The 15,261-nt window shown below is 53.5% G+C and carries 14 protein-coding genes; 7 read left to right on the plus strand and 7 right to left on the minus strand.

Going from position 1 to position 15,261, the window contains the following annotated elements; all coding sequences use genetic code 11:
- The first annotated feature begins 37 nt into the window (after positions 1-37).
- Positions 38-319: a YjcB family protein gene (locus ABLU96_RS08560; protein ID WP_004097808.1), complete on the plus strand. Its 282-nt coding sequence runs from the start codon at positions 38-40 to the stop codon at positions 317-319.
- Positions 320-475: 156 nt separating this feature from the next.
- Here ABLU96_RS08560 and iraM read toward each other — a convergent pair whose 3' ends face one another.
- On the minus strand, positions 476-865 hold the full coding sequence (gene iraM, locus ABLU96_RS08565) for an anti-adapter protein IraM (RefSeq protein ID WP_004097807.1): 390 nt from the start codon (positions 863-865) through the stop codon (positions 476-478).
- A 319-nt stretch (positions 866-1,184) separates the two neighbouring features.
- Positions 1,185-3,608 carry an outer membrane protein assembly factor BamA gene (gene bamA, locus ABLU96_RS08570; RefSeq protein WP_025107695.1) on the minus strand — a complete coding sequence of 808 codons (2,424 nt, stop codon included), beginning with the start codon at positions 3,606-3,608 and terminating at the stop codon, positions 1,185-1,187.
- Between the two features lie 445 nt (positions 3,609-4,053).
- On the opposite strand from bamA, the gene ABLU96_RS08575 reads away from it, so the two are divergent.
- On the plus strand, positions 4,054-4,404 hold the full coding sequence (locus ABLU96_RS08575; RefSeq protein ID WP_014227551.1) for an AraC family transcriptional regulator: 351 nt from the start codon (positions 4,054-4,056) through the stop codon (positions 4,402-4,404).
- Positions 4,405-4,673: 269 nt separating this feature from the next.
- On the opposite strand, the gene ABLU96_RS08580 is transcribed toward ABLU96_RS08575, so the two are convergent.
- Positions 4,674-6,935 carry a TonB-dependent siderophore receptor gene (locus ABLU96_RS08580; protein ID WP_348862448.1) on the minus strand — a complete coding sequence of 754 codons (2,262 nt, stop codon included), beginning with the start codon at positions 6,933-6,935 and terminating at the stop codon, positions 4,674-4,676.
- 595 nt (positions 6,936-7,530) lie between these two features.
- On the opposite strand from ABLU96_RS08580, the gene ABLU96_RS08585 reads away from it, so the two are divergent.
- Positions 7,531-9,081, plus strand: coding sequence for a lytic transglycosylase F (locus ABLU96_RS08585; protein WP_064405860.1), 1,551 nt, complete (start codon positions 7,531-7,533; stop codon positions 9,079-9,081).
- A gap of 86 nt (positions 9,082-9,167) precedes the next feature.
- On the opposite strand, the gene ssb1 is transcribed toward ABLU96_RS08585, so the two are convergent.
- Positions 9,168-9,695 (minus strand): single-stranded DNA-binding protein SSB1, encoded by a 528-nt coding sequence (gene ssb1 / locus ABLU96_RS08590; protein ID WP_004097799.1) that lies wholly within the window; start codon positions 9,693-9,695, stop codon positions 9,168-9,170.
- A 246-nt stretch (positions 9,696-9,941) separates the two neighbouring features.
- Between ssb1 and uvrA the strand changes: the two genes are divergently transcribed.
- From uvrA to ABLU96_RS08605, 3 genes are all read left to right on the plus strand, one after another.
- Positions 9,942-12,767, plus strand: coding sequence for an excinuclease ABC subunit UvrA (gene uvrA, locus ABLU96_RS08595; protein WP_004097797.1), 2,826 nt, complete (start codon positions 9,942-9,944; stop codon positions 12,765-12,767).
- Between the two features lie 132 nt (positions 12,768-12,899).
- A complete protein-coding gene (locus ABLU96_RS08600; protein ID WP_025107699.1) occupies positions 12,900-13,310 on the plus strand; it encodes a hypothetical protein in 411 nt (136 codons plus the stop codon).
- Between the two features lie 2 nt (positions 13,311-13,312).
- Positions 13,313-13,630 carry a hypothetical protein gene (locus tag ABLU96_RS08605; RefSeq protein ID WP_004097794.1) on the plus strand — a complete coding sequence of 106 codons (318 nt, stop codon included), beginning with the start codon at positions 13,313-13,315 and terminating at the stop codon, positions 13,628-13,630.
- Positions 13,631-13,632: 2 nt separating this feature from the next.
- On the opposite strand, the gene ABLU96_RS08610 is transcribed toward ABLU96_RS08605, so the two are convergent.
- Together ABLU96_RS08610 and ABLU96_RS08615 are read right to left on the minus strand one after the other, a co-directional pair.
- Positions 13,633-13,986 (minus strand): MmcQ/YjbR family DNA-binding protein, encoded by a 354-nt coding sequence (locus ABLU96_RS08610; protein WP_004097793.1) that lies wholly within the window; start codon positions 13,984-13,986, stop codon positions 13,633-13,635.
- Positions 13,987-13,988: 2 nt separating this feature from the next.
- On the minus strand, positions 13,989-14,405 hold the full coding sequence (locus tag ABLU96_RS08615; RefSeq protein WP_004097792.1) for a secondary thiamine-phosphate synthase enzyme YjbQ: 417 nt from the start codon (positions 14,403-14,405) through the stop codon (positions 13,989-13,991).
- Here ABLU96_RS08615 and ABLU96_RS08620 point away from each other — a divergent pair.
- Complete coding sequence (locus ABLU96_RS08620) at positions 14,397-14,534, plus strand: hypothetical protein (protein WP_157214916.1); 138 nt, start codon at positions 14,397-14,399, stop codon at positions 14,532-14,534. The genes ABLU96_RS08615 and ABLU96_RS08620 overlap by 9 nt on opposite strands.
- Before the next feature lie 13 nt (positions 14,535-14,547).
- On the opposite strand, the gene aphA is transcribed toward ABLU96_RS08620, so the two are convergent.
- Positions 14,548-15,261, minus strand: coding sequence for an acid phosphatase AphA (gene aphA, locus ABLU96_RS08625; RefSeq protein ID WP_004097791.1), 714 nt, complete (start codon positions 15,259-15,261; stop codon positions 14,548-14,550).

Consider the following 15,261-nt stretch of genomic DNA (forward strand, 5'->3'; position numbering starts at 1 on the left):
TTGTCAAAGGCTCCCAAATTTCGTTGAGGATAGGTTGATGGCTTCCATTACTACCAGTGTCGTGCTTTTGCGCTGGCCACTCGTGAGCGCAGTGCTGATGTTTCTGGCCAGCTCGTTGAACATTCAGCTACGTAAAAGCGATTATGCCGGTTTAGCGGTGATTTGTAGCTGTATGGGCCTGGCCGCAGCCTGCTGGTTCGCCACCGGTCTGTTAGGCATTACGCTGCTGGACGTGGCGAAAATCTGGGGCAATATCAAGGACGTGATGATTGAAGTCATGAGCCAGACTCCGCCCGAATGGCCGATGATGATGACCTGATGTCGGCCCACCTTATCCGGGCGCCGATGTCGCTAACCGGACCACCAGACGGCGGTGAACCGGTTGCCCGGACAGGTGCACAGCACCGCCACCCGCGATTTCCCCCTCTGCGACAGCCTAACCCCATCACCGATATAAACCGCAGCGATGACACCATTATGGTCTGGTTATAACGCTTCCGCTGGCCGACGGACGACTGCCCAATAGCCCGCGTGGAAAGTTGTTCGGGCAGCGTTTTATTGCGCAGTGCGCCTGGTAAGAACAGGCGTTTGCCGTCGTGGCAGTAGATTGATACGGACAAGAAGGCCGCTCCCGCAATTTCTCCCACTGGGCTTCATCGTATCGCGTGATGTTATAAACCTTTACCGCATGATATTGCTCGTTAATTAACACGCTGGACGAGTAGAGCTTCATCGACTCTCCCGGCAGTAATAAAATGTCGGCTTCATACCAAAGAATAAACTTTAAAAACCGCAGGCTGGAAATCGAAGAAAAAGCCACGCCGGAATACGGGCAGACAAGCGTATTATGAATAGTCCATTTCATTTTTTATCCTTGCTGGCATTGCTGATAAATGACTCTATATAGTGATAGCATCCATGATAGCTAACCGCAAGGTTATCGATTAATAATGTGATATCAGACAATACTCAATACCACCCGTACTCAATAAGGCTTACCTTAAATATAGTGTTCTAATAATGAATGGTTAACCATAATAGCCAGAAGCGCGCCCCGCAGGAATATACATAAATAAGAATATACTGACAATTAATTACAGGCTACCCACAGCGGTAGCCTGCGGTACTATTTTTAGCATTTACCACAAAGAACCGAGCTCTCCTTCAAATAATAAGCAGCAGGATTACCAGGTTTTACCAATATTAAACTGGAACTGCTCGGCTTTATCACCATCGTATTTTTTAAAGGGTTCGGCCCAGGAGAACACCAGCGGGCCCAGTGGCGACATCCACTGCACCGCAATCCCGGCAGACATCCGGATATGCGACGGATCGCCATAGTCCGGGATCCCGGCCGCCAGCGTCTGGCCGGTATTTTGCCAGGAGGTGCTCCATACCGTACCGGCGTCGAGGAATAGCGACGTTCGCAGGCTGTCGGCATATTTGTCATTCACAAACGGCGTCGGCACAATAAACTCGCTGTTCAGCACCGCCATCGCGTTACCGCCAACCGCATCGGATGATGAGTCCAGCGGACAGGTGCTGTAGCTGCTTTCAGAACCATTACAACGATAATAAGCCGCTTTTGGGCCAATCGTATTCGACGAAAAACCGCGAACCGACGACGATCCGCCGGCATAAAAGTTATCGTAAAACGGCACCGATTTGCCGTTCAGCCCATCGGCATAGCCCGCGCGCAGGTGCTCCATCCATACCCAGCTTTTGCTCTCGGCCAGCGGCATATATTGGGTGGTATCGAAAGTCACTTTGTAATAGCTGTTATCCGAACCGGGTACGGTAACCTTGGCGGTCAGGCTGCTTTTATTCCCAGCCCGCGGGAAGAAACCGCGATCGAGGTTGTTATAGCTCCAGCCAACGCTGGCAAAATAGTCATTGGCGCTATAGGTCGCACCGCTGTCGCCGTCTTTGGTGACGACGTCAGGATAGATGCCACGTGAGTTAAGATAGCTCCAGGTGGTGAGCTCCGGCTCCATATTGGTCAGGCGGTTATGGACATAGTCCAGGCCAAGGTTGAGGGCGTTATTCTCGCTAATCGGGAATCCCAGCGTACTGCCAACGCCGTAGCTTTGCTGGTTGTAGCTTCCGGAATCGGCATCCGAGGCGTCGTAGCTGTTGTAGAAAATTTTGCCGCCGAGGCTGACGCCATCCACGGTGAAGTAAGGGTTCGTCGCTCCCAGCTCAATATAGGACTGGTAGCTGTTGCGCGTGCCGTTGAAGCTGACGCTATTGCCGGTCCCCAGCCAGTTATCCTGAGTGACGCCGAGCTGGTAGCTCACGCCGCTGTCGGTACCAAAGCCCAGACCAACGTTAAAGGAGCCGGTATTGCGCTCCTTCACCTTATAGACCACGTCCACCTGATCCTGGCTACCGCTTACCGGAACGATCTGCTTGTCGACGGTTTCAAAAAATCCGGTACGATCCAGCCGCGTTTTTCCCTGCTCGACTTTCTCGTCATTCAGCCACGCGCCTTCCATCTGACGCATTTCGCGACGCAGCACCGCATCGCGGGAAGTATCGTTACCCTCAAAGCGAATCTGACGAACCGAATAACGGCGTCCGGCATTGACGTTAATATGCAAAACGACGCTTTTTTTCGTCTCATCAATATCCGGCGCGGTATTAACCTGCGGCCAGGCATAGCCGTATTTTCCCAGCAGCGTCTTAATGCTGTTCTCAGCCGCCGTGATTTCCGCGCCGCTGTACCATTTCCCCGCTAAAGGCTTCACCAGCGCTTCAATTTCCTGGTTATGCTGCGCCATATCGCCGGTCACGACCGTACTGGCCACGTTATAACGATCGCCTTCGGTAAGATTGATCGTGATATACAGCGATTTTTTATCCGGAGTAATACTGACCTGACTGGAGTTAATGGTAAAACGCGCGTAGCCGCGATCGAGATAATAGCTACGGATGGTCTCAAGATCCGCCGCCATTTTTTGCTTTTGGTATTTCTTATCGCCAATCACGTTCCACCACGGAACGCTGTCGCGAAGCTGCAGCTGGTCCAGCAATGTTTCTGCGCTAAAGGCCTGGTTGCCAATAATATTAATTTGCGCAATTTTTGCCGATACCCCCTCCTGAAAGACAAAGGTTAAATCAACGCGATTACGCGGTAGCGGCGTGACGACAGCATGGACCTGAGCGCTATATTTCCCGACGCTGTAATAGAAATCCTGGAGCCCCTTTTCTATTTCCGTGAGCGCATTGCGATCCAGCGCGCTGCCTTCTTCAATACCGCTGGCGGCCAGATTCTCCTTGAGGGCATCATCCTTAACGGATTTATTCCCGGAAAAGCTGATTTTAGCGATGGTTGGCCGCTCTGTGACCTGCACCACCAGCGTGCTGCCATCGCGCAGGATCTGCACGTTCTCAAAGTTGCCGCTGGCGTACAGGGCGCGGACCGAATCACTGATATCCTCGTTAGAAACCTCTTCTCCCGTATGAACAGGCATGCTCAGTAGCGCAGCGCCAACGGTAACGCGCTGTAGCCCTTCGAAACGAATGTCATCTACCGTATAGGCGGTTGATGCGTAAAGCGTTAAAGGGGAAATCAATAGACCGGCGATGAGACTCGTTTTTTTTAGCATGGAGGTGTCGTCTAAAAGATATTTGGCAATAGCAGATACCTGCTGGGAATAATGCAGTTCATTGCGCCAGACAGATTCTGACGCCGTTTTAAATAACCTGAACGAGGCGCAGAATTGCACGCAATTATGACGAGAAAATGGAGAAAAAATGGATATATGAGAATGGTGAAAAAATTATTTTTTAATGGAACTTTCCTTCTCCCACCCAGTCAGATAAGCATTTCCTGACAACATTAAAATTCAACATCTTTTGTTTTTTAATTAAAAAAACAAAAAGCCCCCTTTCTCATTGGTTGAAAGGGGGAAAAAGATCTTGTTAGGAATGATGCTCTCTGGGATAAACCAGGAACAGCCACAAACTAACCTATAACCCCGTAGATAAAATGAAGAGATAGTGAATAAATTATGCAGCCAGATTGCCATTATAATGAAATGAGTAGATATCATGCCACGAAATGAAATTCAGCGCTCAGTGCTTAGCGAGCTGGTGCAATGGATAAAAAACAATCTTGAAAAGAGGCTCACCATGCGGGCGCTGAGCCTCTTTTCCGGCTATTCTGAATGGCATCTTTTTCGCCTGTTTCGTCACTATTTTAACATGTCGCCAATGGCCTATATTCGCCAACAGCGGATGCAATTAGCCCTTGATTTATTAAAGGTTAAACCGGCTTTTCGCATCGTTGATATTTGTATTATGGCGGGCTATGAAGATATCAGCGCCTTTAACCGTACCTTTAAAAGATACTATGCGATTACGCCTGGCCAGTTTCGCAAAATCCTGTGTATCTCCGGATAGGGGATCCCCCTCCTCCGCATTGCTGCGGTTGGGAATGGAAGGGGGAAGAGGAACACAACGTTAGAATGGAAATGGCAGGATGCCACCGTTAATCGTTTCCGGGATCAAGCAGACCCGATCAACAGGAAACAGTGTAAGCTGCTAAGTTGAGTTAATTGTGTAGAAGCCGTGGAGATTTTGTCATCATTTATATCACTGGCCTTTTTCCCCGACATAAAAAATAAAAAGCCGGAATAGTTCACTATCCCGGCGGGTGTTTGAGTAGATAATCAGAAGTGCGTATTCACGCTGACATAAAACGTCCGACCCGATTCATTATAGGTCTCCGCGCCCGCGCCATACAGATAGGCGCCGGTCGTCGAATTCCCCGTGGTCTGCGCGTTACCGGCGCGGTAGTGGCGAATATCGAACAGGTTATCCACGCCGCTGGTCAGGCTCAGGTTTTTATTTACATCCCAGGTCGCGCTGAGCCCGACGATGCTGTACGGGCTCACTTCATTCAGCTCGCTGCCGGATACCGCCTCGCCCTTATAGTTGAAGCGCTTAGGTTTTTGCCGACCATACCAGGTGAAAGTACTCTGCAGCGAAAGATCGTCGCGTACCTGCCAGTTGACGGTCGAATTAAGGGTGAACTGCGGGATCACCGACAGGCGATCGCCGGTGGTCTTGTTCTTACTCTGCAGCATCCACGTCAGGTTGTTGCTCCAGTTGACCGTTTCGCTTACCGGCAGGTTTAATGAGCCTTCCAGCCCTTCAACCAGCGCCTTCGGTACGTTTTCCCATTGATAAATATTGGTCGTGCCGTTGCTGGCCGTTCCCACCGCCGAGTAGCCCGATTCAATCTTGTTATGATAGTCGTTACGGAACCAGGTCAGCCCCGCCTGATAGCCGTTGTGCTTATACTCAAGGCCAATCTCTTTATTAACGCTGGTTTCCTCCTTCAGATCGCTGTTCCCCATCAGGTAACAGGCTGAGCTGCTGGCATAGCAGCCCTGGCCGTTGCTGTAGAGAATATAGTTCGGGTTGAGCTGATAAAGGTTTGGCGCTTTATAGGCGCGGGCGATGCCCAGCTTCAGCGTCCAGTCATCCGACAGCCCCTGCGAGAGGTTCAGCGATGGGCTCCAGTTATTGCCAACGATGCTGTGATGGTCGAAGCGCAGAGCCGGCGTCAGCATAGTGCTCTCGGTCAGCGCGATATTATCTTCGGTAAACAGCGAGAAAATCTCGGCGCTGGAATAGGGGCTACGCCCGGTTGCCGAGATACCGTCAATGGAGCCATAAGAGAGCGACTGGGTGGTCGATACGCCATCTTTCATCCGCTGCTGGTTCCACTCGGTACCCAGCGTCAGATTCTGCTCGAATCCCAGGGTAAACGGAATATTCACCTCGCTGTGCAGCAGCACATCCGACAGGTCGATATCGGAGAATTCGCTGCTGGAGAAGATCCCCTCCGTTCCCCCCGCCAGACCCTCGTTCATACGCGAGTTACGGGTGTGCTCATACTGCGCGTAAGTATTGCTGGTCACGCCGTTATCCCAGCCGCCGGTCCACGTGACGCCATAAGTCTGACGATAGAGGCGGTTGGTCTCTTTACCGTACATACTTTTCACCAGCGTGCTGGTATTGGTATTCTGGGTATCGCCTGCATACAGGTTGCCCTGGCGGCTGTAGCCGGTTTCAAACTCCAGCGCCTGCATCGGCGCAAATTCCCAGCGCAGCTTACCGTGGATATCTTTATTCACTACGCCTTCGCGTCCAGCCGGATACGATCCCGCATAGCTACCGGTTCGCGCCGCTTCGTGACCGGAATTAATATCCTGGGCATCGGCCTGCGTTTTGCTCAGATTTCCCCATAAATTAAAGCTGACCTCATCCGATAGCGGGCCATTGAGGCTGAAGTTTGTCCGCTTCGTCGCGCCCTCTTTACGGTGCTGAGGTGCGTTCATATAGGTATTCCACGATCCATGCCATTCGCTGGTGGCCGGTTTGGTGACGATATTTACCACCCCGCCCATCGCGCCATTACCGTAGCGGGCCGCCGCAGGGCCGCGAATCACGTCGATATGGTCGATCATTTCCGCCGGTACCCAGCTGGTATCACCTCGCGTATCTCGATCGCCGCGCCAGCCATAGCGCACGGAATTACGGCTGGTCACCGGTTTACCATCCACCAGAATCAGGGTGTTCTCCGGCCCCATGCCGCGAATATCGACCTGACGGTTATTACCGCGCTGGCCGCTGGTGGAGTTGCCGGTGAGGTTGACGCCGGGCTGGGTACGAATCAGCTCAGAGACATCGCGCGCGGGCGGATGTTTACGGATCTCCTCAGCGGTGATGGTCGATACGCCGGGCGCTTGCAGCGTCTGCGCCGCCGCGGTGACCACCATGGTTTCGTCATCATTTGCCGTAGCCGTTTCTGATTTCTTCGTATCGTCTGGCGTGTTGCTGTCAGCGGCCTGCGCCGGCAGCATCCCTCCCCAGATGGCCATCGGGATCAGCACGGCCAGCGAGTAGTGTGAATCGTATTTCATGGAATATGCCCTGTTTTTCTTTTTAGCCGTCGGGGCACGCCTTCTTCATCCGCCAGATAAACACCGGCCATGTCTTCCATGCCTGGCGTAACATCTCTTTTTTTGGCGTAGTCAGGCCCTCCCGTTTAAATAGGGATAGCAATAAATAATGAGCGACCAAAATAGATTTATTACTCTGGCAAAAATGAAGAAATAAACGCACCGCGCTATTCTTTGATAGCATTCGCCGAACAGCAGTAATAGGAGTATTGTGCCACACAACGTTATTAGAAATGAGATTTATTATCAAGTGGATAATTATGCATCACAGCAATAATTTTAAATAATTCAATAAAAACAAAAAGATGAAATAATTACTTACGTTTACTCCTTATTTGCACTTTAAATAATCAAAATATATCCACACTAAAAAAACACAATCTGAGCATATTCTCTCCATAATTACCGATATTTATTTCTTTATTATTTCACTATAAATACTGAGCCTGTTAATTAATAAAATAGCTGATTAACCGACCGACATTCTCGATCGCCGGGCATGCTAACGGCCAGAAATTGACTAAAATAAAGAAATCCTCCTGCGGAGCACCGCGCCATGAATACGTCGTCGTTCTATCGATACCTTGTCGGCGGACTTGCATGCCTTGCCGCCCTGCTATGCTTCACATCCGTTTACGCCGCCACAGAGAATAAACTGTCAGAGCCCGAGGAGCGCGAGGCCCTGGAAGTCAACGTTGACGATATGCTGCAGCCATGGAAGGGAGATTTACCGGGTATGCTCGACCGGCGAACCATTCGCGTATTAACCACCTTCAGCAAAACCTTTTTCTTTATTAACAAAGGGACGCAGCGCGGCGCCACTCACGATATTTTTATGGAGTTTGAGCGAAGCCTCAATCAAAGCCTGACGAAGGAGAAAAAGCTCAAACATCGTCATCTTAAGGTCCGTATCATCTTTGTTCCGGTTGCCCGCGACCAGCTCATCAGCGCGCTTAACTCTGGTAAGGGGGATATTATCGCCGCCAACCTGACGATTACCCCCGCTCGCCAGCAGGAGATGACCTTTACCGCGCCAATCTACTCTCACGTTCAGGAGCTGCTTCTTTCCGGCCCCGGCTCGCCCAAAGTGGAAAATCTGCAGCAGCTTTCCGGTAAAACGGTCTTTGTGCGTACCTCATCGAGCTATTACGAGAGCCTGGTCGCGCTCAACGCGCGTTTTGCCCAGCAATCGCTGCCCCCCATCACCATCGAACCGGCGCCCGAAGCGCTGGAGGATGAAGATCTGATAGAGATGCTTAACGCGGGCCTGATTCCATTGACCGTCGTCGACCGCCACAAGGCTCTGTTCTGGAAACAGGTTTTCCCCAACATTCAGGTTCATCAGAACATCATTCTGCGCAAGGAAGGCAATATCGGCTGGGCGGTACGCAACAATAGCCCGCAGCTGCTGGCCTTGCTTAATGAATTCATCAACAAGAATCGTCAGGGCAGCAAGCTGGGTAATACGATTCTGCTGCGCTACCTGAAGGATGCCAGGTACGTTAAAAACGCGGCGGCGCAAAAAGAGCGGCGTAAATTTCTGACCATGGTGGAGATCTTCCGCAAATATGGCGATCGCTACGATGTTGACTGGCTGCTGATGGCCGCGCAGGGCTATCAGGAGTCGCGGCTAAATCAGTCGGTGCGTAGCCACGTCGGCGCAATTGGCGTTATGCAGGTAATGCCGAGCACCGGCAAGGAGCTGAAGGTCGGCGATATTAAGCAGCTCGACCCCAACATTCATGCCGGGGTGAAATATATGCGCTGGATGATAGACCGCTACTATGGCGATGAACCGATGACCCAGCTTGATAAGGCGCTATTCTCATTCGCTTCTTATAACGCGGGCCCCGCGCGCATCGCCCGGCTGCGGGCGGATACCAAAAAGCGCGGTTTTGATCCGAACGTCTGGTTTGGCAACGTGGAGTATCTGGCCGCCGAGAAGATCGGCTCCGAGACCGTAAGCTATGTCAGCAATATCTATAAGTATTACATCGCTTACCGGCTGATCGTGGATGAAATAGCGCGTAAACAGCAGGCGACGACGGCCTCCAAAAATCAGGTCGTGCCGACAGTGGGGATGCCTGCCGCACCTGCCACGCAGTGAAATAGCGCAGATGGCCTGGGTGACAAAATAGAAAAAGCCCCGAACAGGGGCTTTTTCAGAGATGACTTTACGACGCTAACGCTTCGTTAGAACGGAATATCGTCATCAAAGTCCATCGGCGGCTCATTGGAAGGGGCAGCTGGCGCCTGCTGCTGCGGACGAGACTGCGCGCCGCCGCTGAACTGGTTTCCGCCCTGCGGCTGCTGAGGCTGGCCCCAACCGCCCTGCTGCTGACCACCGCCTGCCGGGGCGCCCGCGCCCTGCTGACGACCGCCGAGCATTTGCATCGTGCCGCCAACGTTAACGACAACCTCGGTGGTGTATTTTTCCTGACCGGATTGGTCAGTCCATTTACGGGTACGCAGCTGGCCTTCAATATAGACCTGAGAACCTTTACGCAGATACTCGCCGGCCACTTCCGCCAGTTTGCCGAACAGCACAACGCGGTGCCATTCGGTCTGCTCTTTCATCTCACCGGTCGCTTTATCACGCCAGGATTCGGAAGTAGCCAGCGTAATGTTGGCAACTGCGCCACCACTCGGCATGTAGCGTACTTCCGGGTCCTGGCCCAGATTACCGACGAGAATCACCTTGTTTACGCCTCTGCTGGCCATGTTTGTGTCTCCTGAATGCGTTTCTTAATAGTGTAAACGCGCGAGTGTACCATTTCCAGGTACTATGTTGATAGCTGGGAAGTAGGTTCCAGATAACTCTCGCGGTGCGACATTTTTACACATCCCACCGGAAAATGCATTCCAATACTGTATATTCAAACAGGTTAAATTGTGTCATAATTAGCCGTTTCTGCCGTTTGTCCTTCTAACAAACCAGGCAATCCGCGTATCTACCGGGAAAGGTGAATGGATAAGATCGAAGTTCGGGGCGCCCGCACCCACAATCTCAAAAATATCAACCTCGTCATCCCGCGCGACAAACTCATTGTCGTCACCGGGCTTTCGGGTTCAGGCAAATCCTCACTGGCTTTCGACACGTTGTATGCCGAAGGGCAGCGTCGCTACGTTGAGTCGCTCTCCGCCTACGCGCGGCAGTTCCTGTCGCTGATGGAGAAGCCCGACGTCGACCATATTGAAGGGCTGTCGCCGGCGATTTCCATTGAACAGAAATCAACGTCCCACAACCCCCGTTCAACGGTAGGCACCATTACCGAAATTCACGACTACCTGCGTCTGCTGTACGCGCGCGTCGGCGAGCCGCGCTGCCCGGATCACGACGTTCCGCTGGCGGCGCAAACCGTGAGCCAGATGGTCGATAACGTGCTCTCCCAGCCAGAAGGCCAGCGCCTGATGCTGCTGGCGCCGATCATTAAAGAGCGCAAAGGCGAGCATAACAAAACGCTGGAAAACCTCGCCGGGCAGGGCTACATCCGCGCGAGGATCGACGGCGAGGTCTGCGATCTCTCCGATCCGCCGAAGCTGGAGCTGCAGAAGAAACACACCATTGAAGTGGTGATTGACCGCTTTAAGGTGCGCGACGATCTCAGCACGCGCCTGGCCGAGTCTTTTGAAACCGCGCTGGAGCTGTCGGGCGGCACCGCCATCGTCGCCAATATGGACGATCCGAAAGCCGAAGAGCTGCTGTTTTCCGCCAACTTCGCCTGCCCGATTTGCGGCTACAGCATGCGCGAACTGGAACCGCGCCTGTTCTCCTTCAACAACCCGGCTGGCGCTTGCCCGACCTGCGATGGTCTCGGCGTCCAGCAGTATTTCGATCCGGAACGCGTCATTCAGAACCCAGAGCTGTCGCTGGCTGGCGGGGCGATTCGCGGCTGGGATCGGCGCAATTTTTACTACTTCCAGATGCTGAAGTCGCTGGCGGAACATTATGAATTCGATGTGGAAGCGCCCTGGGGCACGCTGAATAGCAGCGTACAAAAAGTGGTTCTGTACGGCTCAGGCAAAGAGAATATTGAATTCAAATATATGAACGATCGCGGCGATACCTCGGTGCGCCGCCATCCGTTCGAAGGCGTGCTGCATAATATGGAGCGCCGTTATAAAGAGACGGAATCCAGCGCAGTACGTGAAGAGTTAGCGAAATTCATCAGCAACCGTCCCTGCACCAGCTGTGAAGGGACCCGCCTGAAGCGCGAAGCGCGGCACGTGTTTGTGGAGAATACCCCGCTGCCGACCATCTCGGATATGAGCATCGGCCACGCGATGGACTTCTTCAACAACCTGAAGCTCTCCGGCCAGCGTGCGCAAATTGCTGAAAAAGTACTGAAAGAGATTGGCGATCGCCTGAAATTCCTCGTCAACGTCGGTCTGAACTACCTGACGCTCTCCCGTTCGGCGGAAACCCTCTCCGGCGGCGAAGCGCAGCGTATCCGCCTCGCCAGCCAGATCGGCGCAGGCCTGGTCGGCGTCATGTACGTACTGGATGAGCCCTCTATCGGCCTGCACCAGCGCGATAACGAACGCCTGCTGGGCACGCTGATCCACCTGCGAAACCTCGGCAACACCGTGATTGTCGTTGAGCACGATGAAGACGCCATTCGCGCCGCCGACCACGTTATCGATATCGGTCCAGGGGCTGGGGTACACGGCGGTCAGGTCGTGGCTGAAGGCAAGCTGGAAGATATTATGGCGGTGCCGGAATCGCTGACCGGCCAGTTCATGAGCGGCAAGCGTAAAATCGAAGTGCCGAAACAGCGCGTACCCGCCAATCCGGAGAAAGTGCTGAAGCTGTCCGGCGCGCGCGGCAACAACCTGAAAGACGTGACGCTGACGCTGCCGGTGGGCCTCTTCACCTGTATCACCGGCGTTTCCGGGTCGGGTAAATCCACGCTGATCAACGACACGCTGTTCCCGATTGCCCAGCGTCAGCTCAACGGCGCCACCATCGCGGAACCGGCACCTTACCGCGACGTGCAGGGGCTGGAACATTTCGACAAAGTGATCGATATCGACCAGAGCCCCATCGGCCGTACGCCGCGTTCTAACCCCGCAACCTACACCGGCGTCTTTACGCCGGTCCGTGAACTGTTTGCCGGCGTACCTGAATCACGTTCGCGTGGCTACACGCCCGGCCGCTTCAGTTTTAACGTACGCGGCGGCCGCTGTGAAGCCTGCCAGGGCGATGGCGTGATCAAAGTCGAGATGCACTTCCTGCCGGATATCTACGTACCGTGCGACCAGTGCAAAGGCAAACGCTATAACCGCGAAACGCTGGAGATTAAGTACAAAGGCAAAACGATTCATGAAGTGCTGGATATGACCATTGAAGAAGCGCGTGAGTTCTTCGATGCGGTTCCGGCGCTGGCGCGTAAGCTGCAAACGCTGATGGACGTCGGTCTGACCTATATTCGCCTTGGTCAGTCGGCTACCACGCTTTCCGGCGGCGAGGCCCAGCGCGTCAAGCTGGCGCGCGAGCTGTCCAAACGCGGTACCGGGCAAACGCTGTATATCCTTGATGAACCGACCACCGGTCTGCACTTTGCCGATATTCAGCAGCTGCTGGAGGTTCTGCACCAGCTGCGCGACCAGGGGAATACCATCGTGGTGATTGAGCACAACCTGGATGTCATCAAGACGGCTGACTGGATCGTTGACCTTGGGCCGGAAGGCGGAAGCGGCGGCGGAGAGATTCTCGTTTCCGGTACGCCGGAAACGGTCGCCGAGTGCGAGGCCTCCTATACGGCTCGCTTCCTCAAGCCCATGCTGAAGTAATCTCATCTGCCTCTTCCCGTCCCGGGAAGAGGCCTCATTTCCTCTCATTTTCTCCCGCTGATATTTTGTGATTTGCGGCCGGACGGCATCTGTCATCAGATAGCACCACCGCCATAAATTGCAGGATGCATCATGTACTTAAAGCACGGACTTTATCGATTTACGCTCGTCGCGGCGTTATTCGCGCTGACCGCCTGCAGCTGGATAGACGGCTACAGCAGCACGGCTCATCAGCAGTTGCTGATGCTGGAACAGCTTCATCTGCAGTTCATCAGCGACGCGGCGGCAGCGCCACTCGACCAACGCTTGCTCAGTTACGAGGATCGCCAGATTCGCCCGCTATTCAGCCTGGCGTTAAGCAATAGCGATGCGCTACGGCAGAGTAATCTTCACGTACTGGAGAAAAATTATCAGCGGCTGTACCGGCGCGTCGTCCCCCAGGAGAGAGCGCTGACGCCTTTCGAGGCCGGAATTCTGGCGCAACAGACGGAAAAACTTTACCAGCAGGCCATCAACGGCGAACAACAGCGTTCAGGGAGATAAGCATGTCCACCATAGAAGAGTTAAGCGCCCAGCTGGCCGGCGCCGGCGTGAATACGGCAGAGTGGTTGCAGCTTATGCACGCGATTGTAAATGATGAAGACAGCGACATTCGCGACGCCGGGATGCTCACGCTACAGGCGTTACAGGAGAAAGCGCGCGGCTGGTTAAGTCAGGACGACCTCATTCTGCTCCTGCAAGGGCAGCGCGATATTGCCAGCATTCGCGCCAACAACGAACAGATCGCCATGCAGGCGCATCTGCAGTCCACGCTGCTTCGTCTGTTTGATGTGACCCTGCTGGCGCTGCTGGGCAGAATTTAGCGCTATGGCAACAGCTTACGCTTAGCCTCGGAAAGCGAATCAAGCGCCTGCTGGTAGGAAGCATCCACCAGATAATAAATTTGTGAATCAGGCAGGGAGCCGTCAAGAAACACCGTACTCCAGTGGGCTTTATTGAGATGTTTGCTGGGGCGAACATCGCGATGCTGCTGCCTCAACAGTTCCGCAAGCTCAGGGCTGGTCTTTAACGATACCGCAGGCCGGTTGTCCTCAACCTCTTTTACCATCGCAAACAGGACGTCCGCCGCTTTGATCTGCGTCGCTTTCCAGTCGCTATGTACGCTTTGTTCGGCGCCCGGCTTTGCCATGCAGTACTGCAATAAATCCGAAATTGTCATTTTTATTCCCCCATCAGCGTCGCGATGATATGGCGCGATCCGCCATGAATACGATGCTCCCCGAGCCAGATCCCCTGCCAGGTCCCCAGCCTGACGCTGCCATCCCGTACGGGCAGCATCAGCGATACGCCCAGCATCGACGACTTAATGTGCGAGGGCATGTCATCAGGACCTTCATAATCGTGTTCATACGGCGCGTTATCCGGTACGGCGTGCAGAAAATGCTGCTCCATATCGAAGCGAACGGTCGGATCGCAGTTTTCGTTTAGCGTCAGGGAAGCAGATGTATGCTGGAGCAGCAAATGCAGCAGGCCAGTTTTCACCCGCGATATTTCGCGGATTTGCCCGAGAATTTCATCAGTGACCAGATGGAAGCCCCGTGCTTTCGGGCCTAACGTCAGGGTTTGCTGATGCCACATAAACCACTCCTTTTACTAATGAACCTTCCTAAGTGTGCAGCAATAAGCGAAAAGGTAAAACCTTTGGCACGCTATTTTGCACAAAAAAACGGCAGCGTGCCGGCTGCCGTTTTAGCGATTGATGATTAAGCCGGCGGGCAGCTTAATATTCTGAATTCACAATGACCTCTTCACCCTGAGCGCCCGCCATCGGCAGCGGCTTATAGGAAGAGTTTGAGGCCCGCAAGATACGGATCCCACGAGCACCCACCTCGCGGGCAGCGGAGATATCGTTATCCGAATCGCCGTAGAAAACTTTGATCCCTTTCTCCTGCAGCCACTGCGTTTTGGTGTTCTGGCCAGGTTTATCGCCGGCAAAAATAACCGGGTTCATATTCGCCGCCGGGATGAGAAAATCATCCTGCAGGGTTTTTGATACCGTTTCGGTTTTGGTCTGGCTACGGCCGGTAACGAAATAGATGCTATCGCCGCGCTTTACGTGCATCGCAATCAGCTGGCGCGCCACCTCTTTCGGCATGCTGAATTCATCCCAGCCGTTGTTCATTTTTTCCCAGAACTCCGGATTTTTCAGGTAATCATCGCTGCCGGGGGAATAGGTTTTCTGCCCGCGCCAGAAGCCCGGGCTGGAGAACAGGACGGTATCATCAATATCAAAACCGACGGCCATCGGCTGGCGTCCCAGCAGGCTATTTTCAATCTGGGCGACGGAAACCCAATGGATCGGCGCCTGTTCGGCGAGTTTCGCCATATTGGTGCCCGTCCACAGCGGCTGCGGTGTGGAGGCGCGAGCAACGACGGAGCTATTTAGCGTGAACAGTAAGCAGACGGCCCCAAAGGCCAGGGTGATCTTGCGCAT

Source organism: Klebsiella sp. CN_Kp106 (genome assembly GCF_040064575.1).
Classification (GTDB): domain Bacteria; phylum Pseudomonadota; class Gammaproteobacteria; order Enterobacterales; family Enterobacteriaceae; genus Klebsiella; species Klebsiella michiganensis.